Annotated in this window: 19 protein-coding genes; 12 read left to right on the top strand and 7 right to left on the bottom strand. The window is 71.6% G+C overall.

From position 1 onward, the window contains the following. Positions 1–49: 49 nt before the first annotated feature. The 4 genes from OIE74_RS17815 (at position 50) to OIE74_RS17800 (ending at position 4,481) form a co-directional block, all read left to right on the top strand. Positions 50–745 carry a class I SAM-dependent methyltransferase gene (locus tag OIE74_RS17815; RefSeq protein ID WP_443076360.1) on the top strand — a complete coding sequence of 232 codons (696 nt, stop codon included), beginning with the start codon at positions 50–52 and terminating at the stop codon, positions 743–745. Positions 746–847: 102 nt separating this feature from the next. Beyond that, on the top strand, positions 848–1,924 hold the full coding sequence (locus OIE74_RS17810) for a pyridoxal-phosphate dependent enzyme (RefSeq protein WP_329384496.1): 1,077 nt from the start codon (positions 848–850) through the stop codon (positions 1,922–1,924). After that, entirely contained in the window at positions 1,921–3,198 is a 1,278-nt protein-coding gene (locus tag OIE74_RS17805) for an ATP-grasp domain-containing protein (RefSeq protein WP_329384493.1), read from the top strand. Before OIE74_RS17810 ends, OIE74_RS17805 begins: the two co-directional genes overlap by 4 nt. A 14-nt stretch (positions 3,199–3,212) precedes the next feature. Further along, a complete protein-coding gene (locus OIE74_RS17800) occupies positions 3,213–4,481 on the top strand; it encodes an MFS transporter (RefSeq protein WP_443076148.1) in 1,269 nt (422 codons plus the stop codon). A gap of 21 nt (positions 4,482–4,502) precedes the next feature. Here the strand turns inward: OIE74_RS17800 and OIE74_RS17795 are convergent, their stop codons facing one another. Together OIE74_RS17795 and OIE74_RS17790 are read right to left on the bottom strand one after the other, a co-directional pair. Further along, entirely contained in the window at positions 4,503–5,120 is a 618-nt protein-coding gene (locus OIE74_RS17795) for a sigma-70 family RNA polymerase sigma factor (protein WP_443076359.1), read from the bottom strand. A 189-nt stretch (positions 5,121–5,309) separates the two neighbouring features. Then, positions 5,310–6,002 (bottom strand): hypothetical protein, encoded by a 693-nt coding sequence (locus OIE74_RS17790; protein ID WP_329384487.1) that lies wholly within the window; start codon positions 6,000–6,002, stop codon positions 5,310–5,312. Positions 6,003–6,206: 204 nt separating this feature from the next. Between OIE74_RS17790 and OIE74_RS17785 the strand changes: the two genes are divergently transcribed. From OIE74_RS17785 to OIE74_RS17755, 7 genes are all read left to right on the top strand, one after another. Further along, complete coding sequence (locus OIE74_RS17785) at positions 6,207–7,244, top strand: ferric reductase-like transmembrane domain-containing protein (protein ID WP_329384484.1); 1,038 nt, start codon at positions 6,207–6,209, stop codon at positions 7,242–7,244. A 100-nt stretch (positions 7,245–7,344) separates the two neighbouring features. Beyond that, a complete protein-coding gene (locus tag OIE74_RS17780) occupies positions 7,345–9,606 on the top strand; it encodes a septum formation family protein (RefSeq protein WP_329384481.1) in 2,262 nt (753 codons plus the stop codon). Positions 9,607–9,638: 32 nt separating this feature from the next. After that, a complete protein-coding gene (locus OIE74_RS17775; protein WP_329384478.1) occupies positions 9,639–10,508 on the top strand; it encodes an FHA domain-containing protein in 870 nt (289 codons plus the stop codon). After that, complete coding sequence (locus OIE74_RS17770; protein WP_329384475.1) at positions 10,505–11,668, top strand: serine/threonine-protein kinase; 1,164 nt, start codon at positions 10,505–10,507, stop codon at positions 11,666–11,668. The genes OIE74_RS17775 and OIE74_RS17770 overlap by 4 nt, the downstream gene beginning before the upstream one ends. Continuing rightward, positions 11,665–12,456, top strand: a complete 792-nt coding sequence (locus tag OIE74_RS17765) for an SPOR domain-containing protein (RefSeq protein WP_329384473.1) — start codon at positions 11,665–11,667, stop codon at positions 12,454–12,456. Before OIE74_RS17770 ends, OIE74_RS17765 begins: the two co-directional genes overlap by 4 nt. After that, the gene (locus OIE74_RS17760) at positions 12,449–14,941 is read left to right on the top strand and encodes an Hsp70 family protein (RefSeq protein ID WP_329384470.1); all 2,493 of its coding nucleotides are present in this window, start codon (positions 12,449–12,451) and stop codon (positions 14,939–14,941) included. Before OIE74_RS17765 ends, OIE74_RS17760 begins: the two co-directional genes overlap by 8 nt. 5 nt (positions 14,942–14,946) lie before the next feature. Next, positions 14,947–16,035 carry a hypothetical protein gene (locus OIE74_RS17755; protein WP_329384467.1) on the top strand — a complete coding sequence of 363 codons (1,089 nt, stop codon included), beginning with the start codon at positions 14,947–14,949 and terminating at the stop codon, positions 16,033–16,035. Positions 16,036–16,065: 30 nt separating this feature from the next. Here OIE74_RS17755 and OIE74_RS17750 read toward each other — a convergent pair whose 3' ends face one another. Together OIE74_RS17750 and OIE74_RS17745 are read right to left on the bottom strand one after the other, a co-directional pair. After that, positions 16,066–16,431 (bottom strand): PH domain-containing protein, encoded by a 366-nt coding sequence (locus OIE74_RS17750; RefSeq protein ID WP_329384464.1) that lies wholly within the window; start codon positions 16,429–16,431, stop codon positions 16,066–16,068. 135 nt (positions 16,432–16,566) lie between these two features. Beyond that, positions 16,567–17,571: an alpha/beta fold hydrolase gene (locus OIE74_RS17745; protein ID WP_329384461.1), complete on the bottom strand. Its 1,005-nt coding sequence runs from the start codon at positions 17,569–17,571 to the stop codon at positions 16,567–16,569. Positions 17,572–18,015: 444 nt separating this feature from the next. On the opposite strand from OIE74_RS17745, the gene OIE74_RS17740 reads away from it, so the two are divergent. Continuing rightward, a complete protein-coding gene (locus tag OIE74_RS17740) occupies positions 18,016–21,012 on the top strand; it encodes a helix-turn-helix transcriptional regulator (RefSeq protein ID WP_329384458.1) in 2,997 nt (998 codons plus the stop codon). A gap of 289 nt (positions 21,013–21,301) precedes the next feature. Here the strand turns inward: OIE74_RS17740 and OIE74_RS17735 are convergent, their stop codons facing one another. The 3 genes from OIE74_RS17735 to OIE74_RS17725 form a co-directional block, all read right to left on the bottom strand. After that, a complete protein-coding gene (locus OIE74_RS17735) occupies positions 21,302–21,862 on the bottom strand; it encodes a hypothetical protein (protein ID WP_329384456.1) in 561 nt (186 codons plus the stop codon). A gap of 173 nt (positions 21,863–22,035) precedes the next feature. Further along, on the bottom strand, positions 22,036–23,037 hold the full coding sequence (locus OIE74_RS17730; RefSeq protein ID WP_329384453.1) for a threonine/serine dehydratase: 1,002 nt from the start codon (positions 23,035–23,037) through the stop codon (positions 22,036–22,038). An 85-nt stretch (positions 23,038–23,122) separates the two neighbouring features. After that, positions 23,123–23,746, bottom strand: a complete 624-nt coding sequence (locus OIE74_RS17725; RefSeq protein WP_329384451.1) for a TetR/AcrR family transcriptional regulator — start codon at positions 23,744–23,746, stop codon at positions 23,123–23,125. Positions 23,747–23,777: the final 31 nt, after the last annotated feature.

Here is a 23,777-nt window from a genome sequence, read left to right as displayed (position 1 = left end):
CGACGACTGGTACGACGACGACAGCCTGTGGGTCGACTTCGCCCCGGCCATGTTCTCCGGCACCCGCGCCGAGACCGTCGCCGAACTGGTCAGGACCGCCCCGCTGCTGGACTTCCCGCCCGGCTCCCGCGTCCTCGACCTCTGCTGCGGCCCCGGCCTCTTCCTCGTCCCCCTCGCCGCGCGCGGCTACCGCGTCACCGGCGTCGATCTGAGTCCCGCCATGCTGGAGCGCGCCGAAGCCGCCTGTCGCGAGGCGGCCGAGGACGACGTCCGCCTCGTACGCGAGGACATGCTCACGTACACCGCCCCCGAGGCGTACGACGTGATCCTCAACGTCTTCACCTCCTTCGGCTACTTCGAGGACGCCGCCGACAACTTCCAGGTGCTGCGCAACGCGTGGCGGAGCCTCGCCCCCGGCGGCCGGCTGCTGGTCGACGTGATGGGCAAGGAGGTGCTCGCGGGCTGGATCGGCCGTCCACAGGCTGTGGATCTGCCGGACGGTTCGTACGTCGTGCAGCGCGACACCGTCCTGGACAGCTGGCGCAGGCTGCGCACCGACTGGACGCTCGTACGCGGCGAGACCGCCCGCACCGCGTCCATCAGGTCCTTCCTCTACAGCGCTGCCGAACTGCACGACCTCTTCGTGGCTGCCGGGTTCGCGGACGTCGAGTGCTTCGGGGACTTCGACGGTGGTCCTTACGACCAGAGTTCGCGCCGACTGATCGTCCGGGGCCTGAAGAAGTGACACCCGGCGACCCCCGCGCCAGGGGGCCGCGCGGTCCGCCCCGGACCGCCCCGCCCCGATTCCCGTACGCCACGCTCCACTTCCCCGGAGGACCCGTACGCCATGCCCCAGCTCAGCCCCGCCACCCCCCGCCTGTCGGTCCCCGTGCACGACCACATCACCGACGCCATGAAAGCCCCGGCGTTCCTCCGGCTCTCCGAGAACGTGGTGCTGGCCCGCTTCGAGACCATGAAGGTGTACGCGGCGCTCGGCGCCGTGCGCGAGCTGCTCGAACGCGGCCGGATCGTACCGGGCCAGACCCTCGTGGACAGTTCGAGCGGCATCTACGCCCTCGCGCTCGCCATGGCCTGCCACCGATACGGCCTGCGCTGCCACATCGTGGCCTCGACCACCGTGGATGCCACGATGCGCGCCCAGTTGGAGGTGCTGGGCGCGACCGTCGACCAGATGCCGCCCTCGCAGAGCCTCCGGCTCGACCAGGAACGACGGGTCCGCCACGTACGCCAACTCCTCGACTCCCGGCCGGACTTCCACTGGATGCGGCAGTACCACGACGGCGTGCACCACACCGGCTACCGCGAGCTGGCCGACCTCGCCGCCGCCGCGCTGCCCGGTGCCGACCTGACCGTGGTCGGCACCGTCGGCACCGGCGCGTCGACGGGCGGACTCACGCGGGCGCTGCGCGCGGCCGGGCGCACGGTACGGCTGGTGGGCATCCAGCCCTTCGGCAGCGTCACGTTCGGCAGCGAGGGCTTCAGCGACCCTGACGCGATCATCGCGGGCATCGGCAGCTCCATTCCCTTCGGGAATGTGCGGCACGAGCTGTACGACACCGTGCACTGGCTCGACTTCCGGCACGCCATGGCCGGCTCGGTCGGGCTGCTGAAGGAACACGCGGTGTTCGCGGGGCTGTCCACCGGCGCCGCGCATCTCGTCGCCGGCTGGGAGGCGGCGCGCGATCCGCGCCGCACGCATCTCGTCCTCGGCGCCGACACCGGACACCGTTACGCCGAGCGGGTGTTCGCCCGGCACACCGAGGCGTCCGAGCCGAGCGCGCTGCATCCCGAGCGTATCGATGAACTGGCCGAACTCCGCCCGCCCTGGGCCGTGATGGAGTGGGCGGGCCGGCCGGCGCCCCCGGGCGCCGACGCCACGTCCGAGAGTGAGGCCGGCCGATGACGATCGCCGCTCTGGAAGCACTCTCCTTCGGACTCGGGCGTACGGCGCGGGCCTGCCGCGCCGCCGGGCACCGGTTCGTCCTGCTGACCGGCGACCGGAGCGTCTACCGCCACGAACTGGTCACGGCGGGCGGTGCCAACGGCGCTGCCGACCAGGGTGCCGACGCCGATGCCATCGAGGTCATCGACGTCGACACCTTCGACCCGGACGCCGTACGCCGCGCGCTCGCGAGCGTGCCCGACCTCGCCGGGCTGATCAACACGACGGACACCTGGAGCGGGCCCGCGGCCGACCTCGCACAGGAACTCGGATTGCCGGGTCCGGATCCGGAGGCCGTAAAACTTCTTCGTGACAAGGCGCGCGTGCGGCAGACGCTGCACCGGGCGGGGCTGAGCGCCGGGACGTCCCTGGTGGTCGAACCCCGGGCGGACAGCGCCGAGTTGGTGCGCGAGGCAGTCGGGCTGCCCGCCGTGCTGAAGGTGTCCGCCGGGACGTCGTCGCGTGACGTGTGGATCGTGCACGACGACGAGGCGCTGCGTGCGGCGCTCGCGGAGGCCGAGGAGGGGGCGCGGCGACCGGGCGGGCTGAACGGAAGCCTGTTCGCCGAGCCCTTCCTCGCCGGGCCCCTCTACAGCGCCGAGACTCTGAGCTGGGAGGGGCACACGCGGCTGCTGGGTGTGCTGAGCCGGCAGACGTCGCGCCGTCCCGCCGTACGCGAGGAGGCCGCCGCCTTCCCGGTGGCCTTGCCGACCGATCAACTGGCCGCGATCGAACGGTGGGTGGGCGACATCCTCGCGGCGACAGGGCACGACCAGGGCTTCGCGCACGTCGAGTTCGTCCTCACCCGGCGCGGACCGGAACTGGTCGAGATCAACCGCAGGATCGGCGGCGCCCTCGTCGCCGAGGCCATGTGCCGGGCGCTGGAGGTCGACGTCTACGAGGCGCTGGTCGACGTCACGCTGGGACGCCGCCCACGCCTGCTGGACGCGCCGCTGCGACCGACCGGGCCGGCCGTCGCGTTCGTCCTCGTGTACGCGGACGAGCCCGGCGTACTCGACGGGTGGGCCGGTCTCGACGGTCTCAACGCCTTCCCGGGCGAGGTGAGTTGGTTTCCGGTGCTGGCTCCGGGCGACGCCGTGCGGCACGTGGGCGACCAGCGCGGCTGCACGGGCATGGTGCTCGCGGAGGCGGCGACGGCGGAGCTGGCGCAGCACCGGGCGTGGAGCGCGGCGACGACGGTGCGGCCGGTGATGAAGACGGCCGAGGGGAGGTGAGAGCACGAGGGGAGATGAAGGGGCGAGGGGAGGTGAGGGGGCGGCTCGGCCTGGGCAGCGCCCTGACGGGGCCTCAACTCTTCCTCCTGGGCGCCTCGTTCCTCATCACGCTCGGGAGCTTCGCCGTACTCCCGTACATGTCGGTACTCCTCCACGACCGCTTCGGGCTCGGACTCGGGGTGGTGGGCGCGGTCTTGGCGGTCGCGTCGCTGGTGCAGTTCTCCGGCGGTGTCGTCGGGGCGGTGCTGGCGGCCCGGATCGGGCTGCGGGCCACGATGCTGGTGGCACTCGCCGTACGTACGGCGGGCTTCGCCGCCTTCGTACCGGGGCTGACCCGGCCGGTTGTCGCGGTGGGCGCGCTGTTCCTGGTGTCGTGCGGCGCCGCGCTGTACCTGCCCGCCAACAAGGCGTATCTGGTGGCGGGTTGTGGGCGGGAGCGGCGGCCGGGGCTGCTCGCGGTGAGCGGTTCGGCCTTCAACGCGGGTATCGCGCTCGGGCCTCCGGCGGCGGCCCCCTTCGTACTGACCTCGTCTGCGGGGCTGTTCACTTCGGTCGCCGTGCTGTTCGCGTTGGTGGGGATGGGGCACGCGCTGCTGCCGTCGGTGGCGGACGAGGCGGGGACGGCCGAGGACGCCGCCGGGGCCTCGGGCACCTCGGGGGTTTCCAGGCGTCAACTCCCACTCGCTCCAACCGCGTTCACCCTCCCCCCGTTCGCGTTCACCGTGCTCGCCGTCTACATCTTCATGTTCTTCCAGCACTACCTCGCCCTCTACGCCGTGCCCCGCACCTCCACCGCCTTCTACGGAACCGTCCTCATGGGCTACGCGATCCTCCTCGTCATCGCCCAGCCGCTCTTCGCGCGCCGGCTCGCGGCGTTGCCCTACGCGGCGGCACTGCGGGTGGGCTTCGGCGCGATGGCGGCCGGTACGGCGGTGCTCGCGCTCGGCGGTCGGGCGGGGACCGCGGCCGGCGCGGTACTGCTCTGCCTCGGCGAGATCGTCCTCTTCCTGAAGAACGACCTGGAGGCGCTCGACCGGTCGACCGCCCCGCCCGCGACCGTCTTCGGCAGACAGCGGCTGGCGGCGGGGCTCGGGGCGTTCGCGGCGGCCGTGGTCGGCGGGCAGCTGTACGGGGCGGCCGAACGGGCGTCGGCCGTACCGGTGTTCTGGCTGGTGGTCGCCGCGCAGGCGGTGCTGCTGCCCGCGCTGTTGGTGATGTACATGGCCGGGACCGCGCGGCGCCGCGCGGGCGGCGAGCTCGCCGATGCTCGCCCCCCGCGCTGATGAGCAGCGGCTACGGCCGCGTCACACGGGGACGGCCGTGACCGCCGCGTCCCCGCCCTCCGGCTGCCAGACCTCCGCGAGATCCCGCCGGGCGCGGGCGACGCGGGACCGTATCGTCCCGACGGGGCAGCCCAGGGCGTCGGCGGCCTCCGCGTACGAGAGCCCGACGAGCCGGGTCAGTACGAACGCCTGCCGCCGCCCCGGCTCCATCGCGCCCAGGGCGTCCGCGAGCGCCACCGACTCCTCGAAACCCGGCAGATGCCGTGGCTGAGCCCGGTCCGCGACGGTCACCCAGTCCGTGGTGTCGGCGATCCGGGGCCGTACGGCCGCCCGCCTGTACCGGTCGACGACCACCCGGCGCGCGATGGCCAGCAGCCACACACGCGCGCAGGACCGCCCCGCGAACCGCGCGAGGCTCGCCAGCGCCCGCAGATACGTCTCCTGGGTGAGGTCGTCCGCTCCGCGCACGTCGGCGCTGAGGTGCGCGACGAAGCGGCGTACGTCGTCATACGTGGCCTGTACGAAGAGTTCGGCCGCCCGCCGGTCACCGAGACCTGCGGCCAGTGCCCACGCGGTGATCTCGGAATCGTCGGCGCGTGCGCTTCTGCCGGTCGTCGGATGTATGCGGGTGGGGGGTATGTGTTTGGGCGTTGTGAGTCCGGGTGTTGTGCGTCCGGGGGCGACCGGTCTGGGAGTGACGGGTCTGGAGGTGATGTGTCCGGGCACAGGTGTGCGCAGGGCAGCAGGTATCACGGGAAGTCCTTCGCGTCCGGGCCGTGTGGGCGGCCCGTGGAGTCAGAGCGGTGAAGGTGAGGAGCGGAGAAGCGCTCAGAACGCGAGGAGTGGCGGCCCGCGCCGCGACACGACGTGCAGGGCCGGGAGTTGGGCCGGTGGCCGGACCGGCGGGTACGCGACGGGGGCCGCGAGCAGCGGCTGATACGCCGGCCGGCAGCCGCTGAGTACCGCGTGGGCGAAGCGCAGCCGCTCGAACACGTCGCGGACGTCGTACACGAACAGCTCAAGAACGCACACCAGTTGTACGAAGGCGCGGTCGCCGCGCCACAGCCACAGGCCGCAGACGAGGCCGGCGAGCAGGTGCGCGCCGAGCATGCCCGAGGTGAGGCCGGAGCTGTCGAGCAGCCCGGTCAGCCCGTTCAGACCGAGGAGTTCACCGACGGCATCGTGCGACAACTCGCCGCCGCCCCCGGCCGTCCCGCCGTCCTTATGGCTGCCATGTCCGGCGTGGTCGCCGCGCGGACCGGGATGCAGACCGCTGAACACCGCGTGCAGCAGCAGCTGTCCGGCGGCACTCGCGCCGACGATCACGGCGCCGCCGCGTTCCTTCCCGGACAGCAGCCAGCCCGCGCCGCACACCGGCAGGAAGGCGATGGCGAGCACGCGCGGTGGCAGCGGGCCACCGGACGACAGGGCGTGGCCGAGCCCGGACACCAGGACGCACACGGCGGCGAAGACCGCGGTGCGCGCGAGGCGGAGTGCGGGTCCGGCTCCCATGGCCGTCATGGTGCCAGCGTGACACGGCTGTCGCGAAAGGCCACCTGATGGGTATACATCGGATGTTCAGGCGCTTTGCGGGGACAAGGAGTTGGTGTGATCCAGCTCACATGAAGTGCTCGGGAACTTCTCGGCCCGGCTCACCGACACCTCCAACTGTACGACCGTGCACCAGTCCGTACGACGGCAGATGACGGAACCGGAGACCGCCCGATGAATCCGCCCCCAGAGCCCGCGACGCCCGACGCGAAGGACGCGCCCCAAGCGCCCGACGCGCCTGATGCGCCCGACGCAGAGACGACGACCCCGGCCTCGCCCGCCGCCACCGGCCACGCCACCGCCACGCCCCGGGTCACCCTCCGCTCGGACCTCCGGGCGAGCTGGCTCGACGGCACGGTCGCCCTCCTGGTGACGGCCGCCGTCTTCGTCATCCTCTACGTGCGGATCGAGTCGGAGGCGTCGTCCACCCTGACGGTCATGCCGTTCATGGCGGACACGAGCGAATTCTGGATGTACTACCTCAGCCAGGCGTTCGGCTGGGCCGCGCTCCTCTGGGCCTGGGGCACCGTCATCATCGGCCTGCTCCTCTCCGGCCCGCGCCCGGCCCGTCTGCCGCTCTCCGGCCCCCGCCTGGAGCGTCTGCACCGCACCACCAGCCTCAACACGATCGCGCTCATCGTCGCCCACGCGCTGCTGTTCGCCGCCGAGTTGGTCTACCAGGACACCGACTCCTGGCCCTCGCGCCTGGGCAGCGCCGTCCTGGAGACGTTCATCCCCGGCGGCTACAACTCCGGCACCGGTGTCTGGGCCATGCCGATCGGCCAGGCGGCCCTCTATCTCGCGATCCCGCTCGGCCTGCTCTTCTACGTACGCCACCGCATCGGCCCGAAGACGTGGCGGATCCTGCACCGCTTCGTCCTCGTCGTCTACATCCTGAGTGTGTGGCACACGCTGCTGTACGGCACGAACGTCTGGTACGACGGAGCCTTCCGCAACACCGTATGGCTCCTCCAACTCCCCATCGCCGCACTCTTCCTGCTCCGTCTCCTCCGCCCCGCCCGCCGCTCCGAACGCCTCGCCGCGCCCGGCGCGCACCGCGGGTCGAAGACCGGCTGGACGCTGCGGCTGACGATTCGTGTGGCGGCCGTGGCCATCATCGGCGTACTCGTCGCGGTGATCGCCTCGGGACGCGACGGCGGGCGTACGGTGCCGCCGGAGGACACCTCGTCCACGCACGTACACGACGACTGAGCGCGGCACAGCGGGCGTTGCCCATGTGAATTCCATTCAGTTGCCATGGAGCACGGCAGCCTGGGTCGCCATACTTTCCAGAGGGACAACCACCCTCGACATGGTCGATTCGGAGCGTGCTGTGATCGACGAGACGACAGCGGGGCTGCTGGAGGCGGCAGGCCCGCAGATGTACCGGCGGAACGCTTTCCGTATCACCGGGCTGCCCACCTACGCGGACCGGCGAACGGTACGACAGCGGCAGCAGCGCATCACGCCCGCGCTCGAACTCGGCGCCGACGTCGACCTCGGGCACTCGCTCCCCGTCAGTCTCGACGACGTCCGCGGCGCCTTCGACCGGATACTCGGCGACCCGCGCCGCCGGCTGGTCGACGAGCTGTTCTGGCTCTGGGACGCCGAAGGAGCGGCGGGCGGGAGCGGGAATGGGAACGGAAGCGGGAATGGGAGCGGGAGCGGGAGCGGGAGCGGGCAGGGTCCCACCTGCGAGTGCCCCAAGTCGCTGCACACCGACCACGACGCCGCCGTACGCGCGCACAGCGCGGCGCTCGACCTGACGGTCGACGACCTGTCCGCGGGGTGGGGCGACTCCGAGGCGACCCAACTGTGGACAGACGCCTCGCGGTTGTGGGGCCAGGTGCTGCGCCGCGCGGTCTTCTGGGACCACGTGCGGCACCGTATCGCCGTCCTCGACGACCGGCAGCTCGACGACTCCGTGATCGACACGCTCCGCGACGCCCTGCCGGCCACCCTGGTCAAACCACTGATCGAGCTCGCGTCGACGGCGCCGAACACCGCCGACCGCCTGCTGCTCACCAAACTGGCGCACGGCTGGCCACTCGTACCCTCCAGCCTGGTCGAAGACCAGCTGGAAGAGGCCGCCGCGCCTCACTACGAGTCGCTCCGTGCGACCGCGAAACGGGCGTCGTCCCAGTTGGAAGGGGGGGACTGGGACGGCGCCGCGGCTCAGGTGTACGAACACGCCCTGCCCGCACTGAAACAGCTGGAAGCCCTGGTCCCCCACGCCAGGCACCGCCGCACCTCGACCGCCCGCAACGACGTCGCGGTCCTGCTCAACAACTGCGCCACCGCCGCCACGGACGCGCTCGGCCCTGGGGCGAATCTGAAGGCGTCCAAGTGGTTCCGTACGGCGGGCGAGTTGGCGACGGACCCGGTCACCCAGCAGACCATCAGGACGAACCGCGACGGTCTGCGCAACATGATGGAGACCTTCAACCAGATCAGGACGCAGGTCGACCAACTGGTCGCGGCCGGCCGCATCAGTCTCGCCAGAAGCCTTCTGCTGAACGTCAAACGCCAGTTGGCGGGCGGCGCGGGCACCGAGGAAATCGACCGCATGATGGACGATCTCCGCAACTGGCCGGGCTCGTACAGACGGAGCGGCTCGGGCAGTTACGGCACCCCGGGCACCCCCGGCCGTAGCCGGAAGGTGTTCGCCCTGGTCATGGCCGTCGTGCTGCTGATCCTCCTCGCGCGAGCGCTCACGGGGGTGTTCGACAACGACGACAGCGGCGACAGCGGAGCACGGCCGGGGGCCGGCACGTTCGTCCTGTCGGCGGCCGACGCCGAGGAGAACGATCCGGTGGGCGGGTGCATAGAACGGGAGTCGGACTGGGAGGTAGGCGCACGCGAGGTGGATACGGTCCCGTGCGACGACGCCCACTGGGGTGAGGTGGTGGCCTACGAGTCGCTGCTGGGAAGGGAGTCCAGGTATCTGACGGGCAAGTACCCGGGAGTGGAGCAGGCGGTGGCGCTCTCCCGCTTCCGGTGCCAACTCGTGCTCGCTCGGCTCGGCGCGGAGGGGGAAGGACTGGTGGTGACGTACACGGTGCCCGGCAAGGAGGCCTGGGAGCTCGCGGTCAGATCCCGGCTGGGCGGCGAGTACACGACGTGTGTGGTGCACCGGGCGGACAACGAGGCCATGACGGAGGAGGACCGGGTGCCGCTGAATGTCGCGGAAGCGGACGAACCGGTACTCATGGACACCTTCAGCCAGTTCGTCCGGGAAAACGCACCGGTGGGATCGTGCGTCCAGTCCAAGAAGGATCTCTCCGCCGAGTCGGTCGGTCTGCCCATCGTGCCCTGCGAAGAGCTTCATTGGGCCGAGATCGTGGGGTATCCCGTCCTGTACGAGGTCGACGACCGCCCCCCGTGGCCGGGCAACGAAGCTGTCTACGCGCGGGCCGAGGCAGCGTGCGAGGATCTGACGAAAGGCGTGTCGAGCACCATGCGGCTGCACGTCGTCTATCCCGCCCAGGACTGGTGGACCGGTCTGAGCACCCCGATCTACGCGATGTGCGCCGTGTCCTACGTGGGTGACAACCTCTGGGGCGGCGGGCTGTGACGACACGCCCGTCCGACCGGAGACTACCGATGATGACCATGGAGGAGAGACGGGTGGTGGGGGTCAAGGGGGCTGCTCTGCGGGTGAGTTCACCGGAGGGCACGCAGACCGTCTTCGAGCTGAGCGGCGTGTCGGTCACCGTCGGGCGCGCCGTGCCCGAGCGGGCCCCCGATGTCGGACTCGGCCCCGATCCGCAGCGCTGGGTCGGACGGCTGCACTGCACCCTCGACTTCGCCGACGGCATGTGGTCGGTGACGGACAACGCGAGCGTCAACGGGACGCTGCTGAGACACGGCGACACCATAGAGCGGCTCCAGGCGCGCAAGCGCATACAGCACGGGGACACGGTGCTGATCCTGGGCGACATGGATCCCGAAGGGGAGCCGGTGTACTGGGAGTTGACCTTCCTGGACCCGCACACCACCCGGCCGGCGCCGTTCGGTTCGCCTTCGGACGTACGCCATACGGGGCCGTGCCTGCGGTACGACTGGGTCGCCGCGAGGGCGTACCGCAACGAGGACGGCGAGGAGACGCTGATCACCGGACTGCGGCCGCAGGGGCATCAGTTGCTGCGGTACATGGCGGGGCGCAGCACGAGCGGCGCGGCCGTCGCGTGTGAACACGCCGAGCTGATCACGGCGTTGTGGGGCTCGAACGAGGAGTGGGCGCCGCACCGGTCGTACAGCAGGGCCGACATCGCGGGTGTCGTAAGGGCGGTACGGCGCTGTATCGAGGCGGATCCGTCGAATCCGAAGATTCTGGAGACGGTGACGGGGATCGGGTACCGGCTCAACGTGCTCGCGGGTGGGGACGGTTCGGGGTCGGGCTCGGGATCTGGTGGGCGTGGTACGGGCTCCGGCCCCGGGTCGGGCTCGGGCGGGCGGAAGGCGGACCCCGCATGACACTGCTCGTCAGTGGTGACAGGGTCAGCGACACCCTTGTGATCGACCGCCCGCTGGGTGAGGGGGCGTTCGCCGAGGTCCATCGGGTGCGCCACGAGTATCTCGGCTGGCAGGCGATGAAGCTGTTCAAGCGGGTCGCGTCCCTGGAGGAGACGCGGCGGATGCTGGACGAGGCCAGACTGCTGTCGACTCTCGGGCATCCCAACATCGTCCGGCTCTTCGACGCCAACACCGTGCGCACCCGCGAGGGACTGCGGGGCTTCTTCACGATGGAGTACGTCGCGGGCGGCAGCCTCGAACGCCTCGCCGCGGCACACAAGTCGATGGTCCCCAGGGATCTCGTCGCCGAGGTGATGACCCAGATCGCGAGCGGTCTCGCCGTAGCCCATGCCCAGGACCCGCCGATCGTGCACCGGGACGTGACCCTGGCCAACGTACTGATCGGCTACGACGGTTCGGGCATGCGCGTGCGGGTGAGCGACTTCGGGCTGGCCAAGCGCGCCGATCCGTTCACGCATCTGGCCAGTGCCCAGGGGACGTACGCCTTCATGGCACCCGAAGTGATGCGTAACCAGGGCTATTCGTGCGCCAGCGACGTGTGGTCGGTCGGCGTGATCGCGTATCTGCTGCTGACCAACCGCTTTCCGTTCCACGGGGGCGGGGAGGAGTTCTCGTCCTTCTCGTTCGGACGGTTCAACCGGTCGCTGCTCCCGCCGAGCAGTTACAACGACGAGGTCGACGCGGACCTGGACCGCATCGTGCTCGCCACCCTGGAGATCGATCCGCAGAACCGTCCGGCCACGGCCCAGTTCCTCGCGGACGCGCTGCGCGAGCGCGCGGAGTCCATGGCCGGCGCGGTGGCCGAGGCGGCGGAGGCGGCGCGACGCGGGGACGAGGAGGGGGCGACGGGCCCCAACTCCGTTGGCGGCGAGGCCTCTTCGACCACCGGGCCGCCGCCCAAAGCCACCACCAAACGTCTCAACAGGCCGCCCACGGAACGTGCCCGGCGGCTGGCCGAAGAAGCACTCGCACTGGCCCGCTCGCCGGGGGAACTCGACCGCGCCGCCGACCTCATGGAGGAGGCCGTCAACTTGTCGCCATACCTGCGTGACCGCTATCTGTCCAAGCTCACGCTGTGGCGCCGGGGGGTGATGATGTGAGCGGGCGGCTCTCCCGGCTCAGGGCGGACCTCGCACAGCGCCGGCACCACCGGGCTTTCCGTATCGCGCCGCTGTCCTGGGACGAACCGTCGCGCGAGGAGCTGGAACGGTTGCTCGCGTCGGTGGCGGCGTCGGCCGCGGCCGTGGATACGGCTGCGGATACGGGGGCTGGGGCCGACTCGGGGGGTGTCTCGGAGGGCGGCGCCGGTTCCGTAACCGCGGCCGGTCCGGCCGAGGAGCAACCCCTGGACGCGAAGGCGCTCGCCGACGCCGCGACTAATCTGTGGCGCGCGCAGCGCAGGCTCAACCGCCAAGGCGAGGCGGCGACTTCGCGCTCGCGGCAGACCAGCCGCTATCTGCGGTCGTGCCGCGAGGCGCTGGACGAGGCGGGTCTGCTCGTACAGGAACACGAGGGCGACGCGTTCCACGCCGGTCTTTCGCTGGAGGCGCTGACCTTCGAGGAAGATCCCTCGCTGACGGCCGAGACGGTCCTGGAAACCATCAGGCCGACGATCTATCTCAACGGCCGCCGTATCCAGATGGGCCAGGTGATCGTCGGCTCTCCGCCGGCGCCTCCGCCCGCGCCCGTACCCGATCCCGTACCCGAGGTGGAGCCGGTGTCGGAGTCGGGACCCGCGACGGAGTCCGCGCCTGAACCTGCTGACGCCGTGCCGGCGCCCGAGGACTCCGTCCCCGCGCCCGCTCCCGTATCCGCCCCCACATCCGCCCCTGCCCGTGCCTCAGAAGCACCGTCCAGCTCGGACCACGAGAGGACCGATCATGCGTGACACCGTCGACTTCGGTATCGACCTGGGTACGACCAACAGCGCCATCGCCGTCGTCGAAGGCGGCAATGTGTCCGTCATCAAGAACAACGACGGCTGGGACATCACACCCTCGGCGGTATGGATTCCCAAGGAGGGCAGGGTTCACGTCGGCCGCCAGGCGCGGGACCGTGTGGAGCACGATCCGGCCAACGCCACGGCCGAGTTCAAGCTGGAGATGGGCCTCGCCGACTCGCGGAAGACCTTCGCCACGGCCGGTGCCTCCCTCAGCCCGCCGCAGCTGTCCGCCGAGGTCCTCCGGTCGCTGCGCGCGGATGCCGCGCACCACACCGGCACCCCGCCCGAGTCGGCGGTGATCACCGTCCCCGCCGCCTTCGCGCTGAATCAGAACAAGGCGACCATCGAGGCCGCCGAGCTGGCCGGATTCACCTCCGCGTGCCCGCTGGTTCAGGAGCCGACGGCGGCGGCCTTCGCGTACGGCTTCCAGGACGCTACCGACCGCGCGTACTGGATGGTGTTCGACTTCGGCGGCGGCACCTTCGACGCCGCTCTTGTCAGCAAGCGCGACGGCGACCTGCGGGTGCTCAACCACGCCGGGGACCCGTTCCTCGGCGGAAAACTGATCGACTGGGCGCTGATCGAGCGGCTGCTGGTGCCCGCCGCCGCCGCCGAACTCGGCCTGGCGGACATGCGCAGGGACAACCCGCAGTGGCGCAGGAACTTCGCGAAGCTCAAGCGCGCGGCCGAGGACGCGAAGATCCATCTTTCCCGGCAGGACCAGGTCGAGATGCTGATCGACCTCAACGACGCCGACGGGAACCCCCTCACCCTCGAACACACGCTGACACGCGGCGAACTCGACGCGATCGCCGAGCCGTTCTACGTCCGGGCCATCAACCTGTGCCGTGACGCGATCGCCGAAGCGGGCCTCGGTCCCGACGACATCGACCGTCTGCTGCTCGTCGGCGGTGTCACGCTCTCCCCCGGACTGCGCGAACGGCTGGCCGACCCGCGCCACGGCCTCGGCATCGAACTCGACGTCAGCCTCGACCCGACGACGGTCGTCGCCCGTGGCGCGGCGATCTTCGCCAGCACCGTCCGGATCCCGCGGTCGAAGGCGCCGGTCCCGGCCGGGCAGTTCGCCGTCGAACTGTCGTACGAGCCCAGCGTCACCAACCTCCAGCCCACCGTCGGCGGGCGCGTACGCGGCTCGTCGGGGGCGGAGTCCGGAGCGGGGCCGGACTTCACGGGCTACACGGTGACCGTGAACAACCCGGACGGCCAGCCGCCGTTCCACTCCGGCGCCATCTCGCTGAACGCGGAGGGCGTCTTCATCACCGACGTGGTCCTCACCCCGCACACGACGTCGAAGTTCTCCGTCGAGCTGACCGACCCGTCGGGGACCCGGTGCGAACTCGCCTCCAACACCCTGTCGATCACTCACGGGGACGTGGAGTTCGGCGGCGTACGGCTCGCGCACTCGCTGGGCATCCAGCTCGCCGAGCAAGTCTTCGCGCCGATGCTGCGCAAGGGCGCGACCCTGCCGACGTCCGTGCGTGAGGTGTTCCGTACGTCGGCGGCCCTGAGCCGCTCCGAGGCCGACGCGACGATCCGGATCCCGGTCATCCAGGGCGAACGCAGCCGGGCCGACCGCAACCGTGGCGTGGGCATGCTGGAGATCCGGCCGCGTGATATCCGGATCGATCTGCCGGCGGGCAGCGAGGTCGAGGTGACCGTCGAGGTCGACGCGTCCAGCATGGTCACGGTGGTCGCCGATGTGCCGCTGGTGCAGGCGCAGTTCGAGGCCGAGATCAACCTGGACGACATCCGCGCCAAGGAGCCCGAGGAACTGCGCGACATCCTGGATGAGGCGGAGGGACGGCTGGCGACGCTGCGCGGTTACGTGGCGGACGCGGGCTCGGCCGACGCGGAGCGCCGGCTGCGGAAGCTGGACGAGGAGCGGTCCGTCGGCACCGCCCGCGACCAGGTGGACGCGTCGGCCGTGGACAACGGCGCCGCGGCCACGGCGGAGGAGCGACTGCGCGATCTCCAGGCGGAGTTGGACGACATCGCGGACGCGGTGGGGCTGCCCGGTCTCGTACGGGACCTGCGGTCGGCGCTCGCCGAGGCCGAGGAACTCGTGCGTCAGCACGGCGAGACGGCCGACCGGCAGGAGCTGGCCGCGATCCAGAGCCGCGCGGACGAGGCGGTCGACGCACAGGACTCGGTGGCGGTTCGCGGGCTCATCGACCGGACGGGGTCGCTGCTGTTCGAACTGGAGCGGCGAAGCCCCGACTGGTCGGTGAAGCTCTTCTACACCCTTCAGGAGATGCTGCGGGCTTCCGGGCAGGCCGGGCCGCTCATCCAGGAAGGGCACCGGGCCATCGCGGCGAACGACCGGCAGGGCCTGGACGCGGTGAACCAGCGGCTGTACCGGCTGCTTCCGAAGGATGAGCAGGACAAGGTCGTCTGGCTGGGCAGGGCGTGAGCGAGATGACCGATTCGGTGCGGGCACGGGCCCTGAGCCTTCAACTGACCGTGAACCGGGCGCACTCGGCGGCGCGCGCGGGCGACCTCGGCCAGGCCGCCCGGCTGCTGGACGAACTGGACACGGGCGGCCACCTGGACACGGCGCGGGTCAGCTTCGCGAAGCCCGGCTCCGGCGATTCCGGGGGTGCTTCCGGGGCTGAGCGGGCGACCGTGGTGGCCGCCCTCAACCTGCGGGCCAAGGTGCACGCCCAACTCGGTGAGCTGCCCGAGGCGGACGCGTGCTGGACCCGGGTGGAGGCGCTCGCGCCCGACGATCCGGACGCCGCCGCCGGCCGCCGTACTCTCGCCAAGATCACCGCGGGGCGCCGGCACGCCCGCCCGGTCGTCCACACCGGCCGGGTCGCGGTGATCGCCGGAGCCCTGGCCGCCACGGTGGCGGGAGTCGCGCTGGTCGGCGGCGCCGTCCGGCTGATCTCGAACGGCGACGACGACGGCGGCCGTGCCTCGGGATCGGTGACCGAGGCGGACACCGGGTCGGAGCGGCTGCGGGCCGAGTCGCAACGCGCCGACGAACTCAAGGAGCGCCTGGCGGCACTTGAATCCGACAGCAAGGCGGACGCGGAGCGCCGCGACAGCACGCTCGACGAGGTCGCGAAACGGCTGGCGATGCCAGGTGTTGAGATCCGGCGGCACGCCGACGACATCCAACTGGTGTTCAGCACGGGGGTGTTCCCGCACGACACCGTGATCAGCCGGGAGGGCGCCACGGCCCTGACGGAGATCGGCCGCAGGCTGGCCGACCTGGAGTCCGGGTCCGGGGAGGGGGCGGTGGCCGGGGTGGAGACCACTGTGGTGGGCCACTCGGTCGCCGTGCCCGGCGGGGCGCCGAGCGGCGGCTCCGTGGTCGCGCTGGAACGCGCCCGGGTCGCGGCGTGGTACCTGGCGGAGGACAGCGACCTGCGGCTGACGGATTTCCGGCTGGTCAGCGCGGACCAGCGGCGGGGCCCCTTCCCGGCGACGGAGGCGAACGCGCCCCGGAACCGCACCGTGACGCTGCTGATCACCCCGAAGGAGCCACCTGCCGCCCGCTGACGGAGCCTCCCGCCCGCCCTCGGCCGCTTACTACCGTGCGACGAACTGCGTGAGGATGGCCTGCACTTCGTAGATGTCGACACCCTTGGTGAAGGTCTTCTGGATCGGCAGCGAGGCACCGGAGAGCCAGATCTTCAACTCGGCGTCGAGATCGAAGGTGCCGGCCGTCTCCACGGCGAAGTGCGTGATGCTCCGGTACGGAATGGAGTGGTACTCGGTCTTCTTCCCGGTTATCCCCTGCTTGTCGACGAGGATCAGCCTCCGGTCGGTGAAGAGGATGCTGTCCCGGATCAACTGGTAGGCGGCATGCACCTGTTCGCCCTGTCCCAGCAGCCGCGCGTAGTCCTGCTGGGCGGAGGCCGGATTGATCGTGTGTGCGTTCCCGAAAAGCGCCATGAATTCCCCGATTCATCCAGCTTGCACGATCTTCGTACTGTAGGGCTGTGGGGGCCGGGGTGGGGAAGCCCGCCGTAGACCCGTAGCGGAGCCGTAGCAGAGCTGTAGCCAGGGCCGCCGGCGTCACTTGCGGGTTCACACGTCGCCGAATACCTCCGGCTCGGTGGCGTAGGGCAGGCCCTCCAACGGGCGGTCGGTGCAGAAGCGGGCCATGAGGTCCGCGAAGTCGGCGATGCGTTCCACCGGGGCGAGGTGGTCCGTCTCCTCGATGGTCATGAACCGGGCCGACGGCAGGCAGGCGGCCATCGTGCGGCCCATGGCGGGTGTGGTCAGGGTGTCGTGCTCACCCGTGACTACCAGGCTGGGGATGGCGGGAGCCGGCTCGGGGCGGTACCACTCGTGGCGCATCAGCCGGGAGTTGTGCTCCGCGGACATACGCAACTGTTCGGGGTTCTGCGCCGCGATCTGCTGGTAGACGAGTCGGGCGACGGCGGCCTTCTTGCGCACATGCCCGGTGCCGGGAGGCGACATGAACCGGTCGGCGAGCTCACGGGCGATGGGCTCCGTCTCACCACGCCGGATCATGCCGTCCCAACGCTCCATGGCCATCGCGTAGTCGGCGGGAATGACGGTGGTCATTCCGACGAGCATCAACCGTTGGAGGAGGTGAGGGTAGTGCTGGGCGAACCGGACACCGATGGCTCCGCCGTAGCAGGCGGCCACCAGATTGAGGCGGGGGACGCGGAGTTCGTCGACGACATGGCGTACCGCGGCGGCGAGGAAGTCGACGCCGTACTTCGCGGGCAGGAAGTCGGCGGTCCCATAGCCGGGCAGGTCGACGGTGATGACGGAGCTGAGGGGGGTGAGCCACTTCTCGTGGCGTTGCCATGAGTGGCGGTCCTGGGAGGACCCGCCCAGGATGACGATGGGTTCGGTGTCGAGGCGGCCCTGGCGGGCGATGCGGCAGGTGTAGCGGAACCCGCCGAAGGTCAGTTCGTGTTCGACGGTCTCCGTCTCCGTGTGCTGACCGGCGTTGTCGGCCCTTCCGCCGTCCGTCCCTCCGTCGGTGGGCTGGGGCGGGAAGGTGAGGGCGGCGTCGGAGAGGGGGGTGCGTGAGCTGGTGATCGCGTCGGTGGGCACGGGCACAGGGTGGCTCCAAGGACTGAGGTGGGGGGGTGTGTCGCCGTCCGGCAAGTGGCTCTGCACGTCCCGCAGTGGCGGCACACCGGATCCGGACGCGAGCGAGCAGGAGCATTTCCGCTTCACTGCTCCTACCAACGACCAGAACTCGCCACGAAATCATCTGGGGACGAGTCTTGGGCAGAAAGTGGAACGGGATTCGCCCGTACGAGTTCCAGAAATTCGCGCACATCTGCGCCATGCGGCCGGGTGCCCCACCGTTGGCCGGCCGTGGCGGGTGGTAGTTCGAGGGGGGAATCCGGCAGGCGGAGCTGGCCGGGCGCTGTCTGTTCTGTGCGTGTCGGTGCGTGATAGGTAGCGAAGACCGGAGGGAGGTTGTCCGCGATTCCGTCCACGGACGGACCGGTTCGGCGACCAGTGCGTGACGACCGTGAGGAGTGGGCCTTGCACGAACAAGCGTGGGAGCGGCGATTGATGTCCGCGCTGCCCGGTGCTTGCGGTGGTGCCGGTGCCGGTGCCGGTGCCGGGCGGGAGCCGACGCTGGTGCTGGTCGAGGGTGACGCCGGTATGGGGAAGAGCAGACTGGTGCACCGTCTGCTGGAGTTGCCGCAGGCGCGGGCGGCGGCGCGGCTGGTGGTGACCTTTCAGGCGTCGGGCGGCTTCGTGGTCGCCGATCCGCCCGGCCCGGAGCCGCGCGCCGGCAGCTCGGCGGTGCCTGGGAGACGGCCGGGTGTCGCGGGTACCGGTGCGGGTTCGGGCGGAGCCGTAGCCGTGGCCGAGCAGGGAGTCGGGGACGGGGTGCGGTCGCCTGCGAACGAGGGTCGCGAGTCGGGCGAGGGGTCGGAACAGGCGCCGGCGCCGGACGCGGCTGCGATCGGGGTGCGGCTCACCGCGTACCAGGCCCTTGAGGCGCTGCTTGCCTCAACTCGTCCCGTTCTGCTGGTCGCAGAGGACCTCCACCACGCGGACGACGACTGTCTGGCCCTGCTGCGCGGTCTGCTGAGGGCGCCGCCGACACCCTTCGCGGCGGTGCTGACCTACCGGCCCGCACAACTGCCCAGAGCCGGGCTGCCGTTGGGGGCGGCGGTGGATTATCCGGCGCGGCTGTCGGTCGTGCGGTGGCGGCTGGAGCCGTTGGACGAGCGGCGGGTGCGGGGTGTGGCGGGGGAGTTGCTGGGGGCGCGGCGGTGTCCGCAGGAGTTCGTGGCGCGGCTGCGGCAGCGTTCCGGCGGGGTGCCGCAGGTTCTCGTGGACCTGTTGCGGATGCTGCGGGACGCAGCCGCCGACCGGGACCGCGACGCGGGGCGGACCGGGCGGGAGTGCTTCACCGCCAGGGACGTGGACGAGGTCGGAGTGCCGGTCCGGCTCGCGGAGTTGGTACTCGACAGGACCGCCGCGCTGCCGGAGCCGTACCGCCCGATCGTCTGGGCGGCGGCGGTGCTGGACGACCCGGCTGGCGCCGGGGACCTGGCTGCGGTGGCGGGTTTCGGCGGGGAGGCCGGCCGGGCGGCGCTGATCGCGGCGCTGGAGAGCTCGGCGCTGCGGGAGACGAGCGAGGGGCGGTACGGGTTCGCCGTACCGCTGGCGGCGTCGGCGGTGTACGGGGAGTTGCCGGGCCCGGTGCGGGAGCGGCTCCACGACCGGGCGGCGGCGATGCTGGCGGCGCGGGAGCCGGTGCCGTGGGCCCGTATCGCTCGCCACTGGCGCGGCGGGGGCCGTACGGAGGACTGGCTGCGGGCCGCGGAGCATCTGGTGAACGACGACGAGGCGGCGGTGACGCTGCTGGAAGAGGCGCTGGAGGTGGGCGGCCTTCCGCCGGAGAAGCGGGGGCGGCTGGCGCTGACGCTGGCCCGTGGTGCGGTACTGGGGCGTCGGTCGGACGGGACGGCGCGGGTCCTGCGCGGGATAGTCGAGGACGCGGCGCTGCCCGCCGCCGACCGGGGCGAGATACGGCTCGAACTGGGCCTGCTCCTCCACAACCGCAAGAGACGCTTCGAGGAGGGGCGGAGGGAACTGCGCGGAGCGGCCGAGGAGTTGACGGAGGCAGGACGGCCGGCTCTTGCCGCGCTGGCGATGGCGGCGCTGGCGAACCCGTTCTTCCCCGGCGCCTCCCTGGCGGAGAACGTGGCCTGGCTGGAGGGGGCGGAGGCGGCGGCCGAGGTGTCGGGGGACCACGCGGCGCGGACGGCGACCGCCGCCTGCCGGGCGATCGTGCTGATGAACACGGGCGACCCGGAAGCCTGGCGGCTGGTTGAACGGCTGCCCCGTGACAGCACGGACCGTGCCGCCCGTCAGCAGGTGGCGCGGGGACTGTGCAACACGGCGAACGGCGCGGTGTATCTGGGCCTCCACCGCCGGGCGGACGAGCTGTTGACGGAGGGCATCGAACTGGCGGCGCGGAGCGGGGCGCCGTTCCTGGAGCGGGTGGGACGGGGGACGGCCCTGTTCCGGGACTGGCTGACCGGGCGTTGGGTGGGTCTGGCGGAACGGTGCACGGGCCTGGTGGCCGAGGACGGCAGCGCGAGCGATGCCCGGGTGGTGCTGGCTCTGCTGGCGCTGGCGAAGGGGGACTGGGCGGCGGTACGGGACTGGCTCCCGCCGGGCGACCCGCCGGACAGGTCGTACGAGACCTGCGAGGCCCCGGTGGCGGCGACTGCGGCGGGCGCCCGTATCCGGCTCCTGCTGGCCCGGCAGGACGTGGAGTCCGCCGCCGAAGCCGCGACATCCGCCTGGGCGTGGCTCGGCAGGAAGGGCGTCTGGGTATGGGCCGCCGAACTGGCTCCCTGGGTGGTGGAGGCCCATACGCGTGCGGGGCGGCGGGAGTCGGCGCGGCGGGTGGTGGCGGAGTTCGCGGCCGGCGTGACCGGGCGGGGCGCCCCGTCGGCGACCGCGGCCCTGCTCTGGTGCGGGGCGGTGCTGGCGGAGGCGGACGGCGAGCCGGCGGAGGCGCGGGCGCGTTTCCGCGAGGCGGGCGCGGCGTACGCCGGGCTGCCGCACCCGTACGCGCGTGCGCTCATGGCGGAGGGCGCGGGCCGTTGCGGGCTTCTGCTCGGTGAGGAGGAGGTGGACGAGGCGGTCGGGGAACTCACGGGCTGCGTAGCGGAGTTGACCGCCCTCGGCGCGGTCTGGGACGCGGCGCGCGTACGGGCGACGCTCCGCGCGTACCGGCCTGCCGCGCCGCGCCGGCCTCCCGGTCGGCCGGGTTACGCGGAGCGCATGTCCCCACGCGAGGGTGAGGTCGCGGAACTGGCGGCCACCGGCCTCACGAACCGCGAGATCGCGGCCACGCTGTATCTCTCCCCGCGCACGGTGGAACAGCATGTGGCCCGAGCAATGCGCAAGCTCGGCATCGCGAGCCGGCAGGGCTTGGCCCACGAGGTCTCACGGGCCCGTCCGTCGCACGGCAGCGGCGACAACGCGGGGGTGGGCGACGGCGTTTGAGCCGGTGCCGGGCGCCACGCGGGACGCGCCAGCCAGGACGGAGACCGGCCGAAGCCGCCGGGGACTGGCCGCGACACCGGCAACGAAGGCCGGCCGGAGGGGGTTGGTCACGGCCCAGTCGTCGGCACGGGCCGGTGAGGACCGAACGGCCGAGTCCGGCAGGGCCGACGAAGTCGGCCGGGCGGGACCGAGCAGCCATGAACGGCCGCCCGGCGCCGCAGCGCAGGTGGGCAACGACAAGCGGGCCGACCGTTTTCGGTGGTCGGCCCGCTCCTTGGCAGGCTGGTGGTCAGCTGCACATCGTTGTGCGCATGACGTCCGCTTGGCTTGCCCAGCTGGCGCAGCCTGTGCCTGAGTGGCCGTACCAGTTGTGGCCGAACTCGTGGGCCGCCAGGAGGGCGAAGTCGCCTACCAGGGTGGAGAGTTCGATGCGCTGGCCCGCGCCCCAGTTGCAGCCCACGACGTTGCCGCCGCCGCAGCCCTGGATGTAACCGCCGACGCAGGAGACCGGGGTGCCGCTGGAGGCCGTTTCGGTTGCGCTGCCCCAGTAGTTGGCGCCCTGGCGTATCGCGCCTTCGCGGCCGCCGCAGGACGAGGTGATGTGGTAGCTCCACGCCGGTACCCGGACGTCCCGCTTGGCGGCGCTCACCGGCGGGAGGTTCGAGACGTCGCCGGTCTCGAAGCGGGGGGAGGGGGTGGAGTCGGCGACGGAGGCCTGGGCGGCCTGCGTCACGGCGGCGGGACGGGCGGTGTCACTGTTCTCGACGGCGTTGGCCGACATGGGGAGCGCGAAGAGAAGGGCGGCCGTTACGGCGGATGCCCCAGCGATTCTTCGGAGTGACGAGAGCATGACATATCTCCTTGTGGGGGGTGTGACCTGGGCCCGTCGCACGGGCCCCGTACATGGGGGGATCGCCAGCAAAGTACGTGCGCCCGCGCCGCCCGCCTATCCGGGTACGCCGACATACGGATACGCAAAGAACCCCCGCCCGTGGTCAGGGCGGGGGTCCAAGGGGGCTTGGGTCAGCGGAGGTTGAAGCGTTCGGCCCAGGAGATGACGTCCGTCGTGGTCGCGTTGCCGCCGCACAGGACAAGGCCCAGGCGCATATCGCCGTCGACGCGTTCCCGTACGAGGCGGGCGGCCGGGAGGAGGCAGCCGGCGGCCGGTTCGGCCCAGACCTTCGCGTGGTTCGCGAGGTCGAGGGTGCCCTGGACGGCCTCGGCGTCCGAGACCACGAGTACGTCGTCGACCAGGGCCGACACATGGTCGTAGGTGAGCTGCGAGACGGTGGGGGCGCTGAGCGTGGAGACGATCGACGACAGCCGCACCGGCTGCGGACCCTTGGCGGCCAGCGCCTCCGACATGGCCTGCGCGCCCTCGGTCTCGACGCCCCAGATCCGGACGCCGGGCATGCGCGCGTGCAGAGCCGCCGCGACGCCGGAGATCAGCGCGCCGCCGCCGATGCTGACGAGCACGTCGGTCAGGCCCTCGCCCTCAGAACCCTCACCCTCAGAACCCTCGCCGCCGCCCGAGGCGTCCTCGGCGAATTCGAGGCCGACCGTGCCCTGGCCCGCCACGACGACCGGGTCGTCGAAGGGATGGACCAGGCTCAGTCCGTCGGCCTGGAGCTGCGACATGAGCGCGAAAGCGCCGTCCATCGTGTCCGTCAGCCGCACCGTCGCCCCGGCAGCCTCCGCGATCTCGACGGCGCGCGCGGGCGCGGACTTCGGCATGACGACGGTGGCCTTCACGCCCAGCGCGTCCGCCATGACCGCGACGGAGATGGCGTGGTTTCCGCCGCTCACCGCCACCACCCCGGCCGCGCGGTCGGCCTCGCTCAGGGACAGCAGCTTCGCCGTCGCGCCGCGAGCCTTGAAGGAGCCCGTGCGCTGCAAGAGCTCAAGCTTCGCGGTGACGGGTACCCCGAGCAGCGCCGACAGGCCGGGGCTCTCGACCGTCGGCGTACGTACGACGTGTCCGGCGATCAGTCGCGCCGCCGCTTCGATGTCCGAGATGCCGATCACGACACGTACCTCCTGTTGACGCCCGATGGCTGCCGCCTCAGGAGAGACCGTACAGATCCGGCCTCGCCCGCCCCCGCCGCACCCCCTACGCGTACACGCCCGCCCTCGCCGCCGCCGCAGCCGCCTCCGCCGCGCGTACCCCCGCCGCCTCGTCCAGGGGAGCGCCGCTGGTCAGCAGGCGGTAGTACAGCGGGGCCGAGACCGCGCGGATCACCTCGTACGGGTCGGTCCCCGCCGGCAACTCGCCCCGCCGCACCGCCTGTTCGACGCACGGCGCCCACTCGGCGACCCGGATCTCGTAGAAGCGGTGCAGCGCCTCGGCGGTCCTCGCGTCCGTCGTCGCCGCCGCGATCACCGCCTTGAACAGCGCGCCCTGGCGCGGGTCGGCGAGCGTGCTCCGTACGAGTTCGGCGTTGGCCCGCAGGTCGCCGAGCAGCGAGCCGGTCTCCGTGCGGGGCAGCGACTGCTCGGCCATGTCGCTCAGCAGGTCGGCGACGAGGCCGGCCACCGTCCCCCAGCGCCGGTACACCGTCGACTTGCCGACGTCCGCGCGCCGCGCGATGTCCGCGAGGTCGAGGCGGGCGAAGCCGTGTTCGGCGAGGGCGTCCCCGGCGGTGCGGAGCACCGCTGCCCGCACTCTTGCTGTACGGCCTCCGGGACGGACGGTCCCCGGATCGTCACAGGCATCGTCCATCTCTTCAGCACTCATGAGCTCGCCGCTCACTCATAACGGGACTCCA

Origin of the sequence: Streptomyces sp. NBC_01716, from assembly GCF_036248275.1 — a bacterium.
In the GTDB taxonomy this organism is placed as follows: domain Bacteria; phylum Actinomycetota; class Actinomycetes; order Streptomycetales; family Streptomycetaceae; genus Streptomyces.
The sequence above is the reverse complement of the archived record's forward strand: the minus strand, read 5'-3'. Positions and strand labels throughout refer to the sequence as shown.

Excerpts from the sequence above, each read along its gene's own strand:
- OIE74_RS17735 (WP_329384456.1), bottom strand. The coding sequence starts at position 21,862 with ATGCTCTCGTCACTCCGAAGAATCGCTGGGGCATCCGCCGTAACGGCC.
- OIE74_RS17780 (WP_329384481.1), top strand. The coding sequence starts at position 7,345 with ATGGTCGATTCGGAGCGTGCTGTGATCGACGAGACGACAGCGGGGCTG.
- OIE74_RS17785 (WP_329384484.1), top strand. The coding sequence starts at position 6,207 with ATGAATCCGCCCCCAGAGCCCGCGACGCCCGACGCGAAGGACGCGCCC.
- OIE74_RS17805 (WP_329384493.1), top strand. The coding sequence starts at position 1,921 with ATGACGATCGCCGCTCTGGAAGCACTCTCCTTCGGACTCGGGCGTACG.
- OIE74_RS17815 (WP_443076360.1), top strand. The coding sequence starts at position 50 with ATGTTCTCCGGCACCCGCGCCGAGACCGTCGCCGAACTGGTCAGGACC.
- OIE74_RS17775 (WP_329384478.1), top strand. The coding sequence starts at position 9,639 with ATGACCATGGAGGAGAGACGGGTGGTGGGGGTCAAGGGGGCTGCTCTG.
- OIE74_RS17790 (WP_329384487.1), bottom strand. The coding sequence starts at position 6,002 with ATGACGGCCATGGGAGCCGGACCCGCACTCCGCCTCGCGCGCACCGCG.
- OIE74_RS17760 (WP_329384470.1), top strand. The coding sequence starts at position 12,449 with ATGCGTGACACCGTCGACTTCGGTATCGACCTGGGTACGACCAACAGC.
- OIE74_RS17770 (WP_329384475.1), top strand. The coding sequence starts at position 10,505 with ATGACACTGCTCGTCAGTGGTGACAGGGTCAGCGACACCCTTGTGATC.
- OIE74_RS17755 (WP_329384467.1), top strand. The coding sequence starts at position 14,947 with ATGACCGATTCGGTGCGGGCACGGGCCCTGAGCCTTCAACTGACCGTG.
- OIE74_RS17800 (WP_443076148.1), top strand. The coding sequence starts at position 3,213 with ATGAAGGGGCGAGGGGAGGTGAGGGGGCGGCTCGGCCTGGGCAGCGCC.
- OIE74_RS17810 (WP_329384496.1), top strand. The coding sequence starts at position 848 with ATGCCCCAGCTCAGCCCCGCCACCCCCCGCCTGTCGGTCCCCGTGCAC.
- OIE74_RS17725 (WP_329384451.1), bottom strand. The coding sequence starts at position 23,746 with ATGAGTGCTGAAGAGATGGACGATGCCTGTGACGATCCGGGGACCGTC.
- OIE74_RS17750 (WP_329384464.1), bottom strand. The coding sequence starts at position 16,431 with ATGGCGCTTTTCGGGAACGCACACACGATCAATCCGGCCTCCGCCCAG.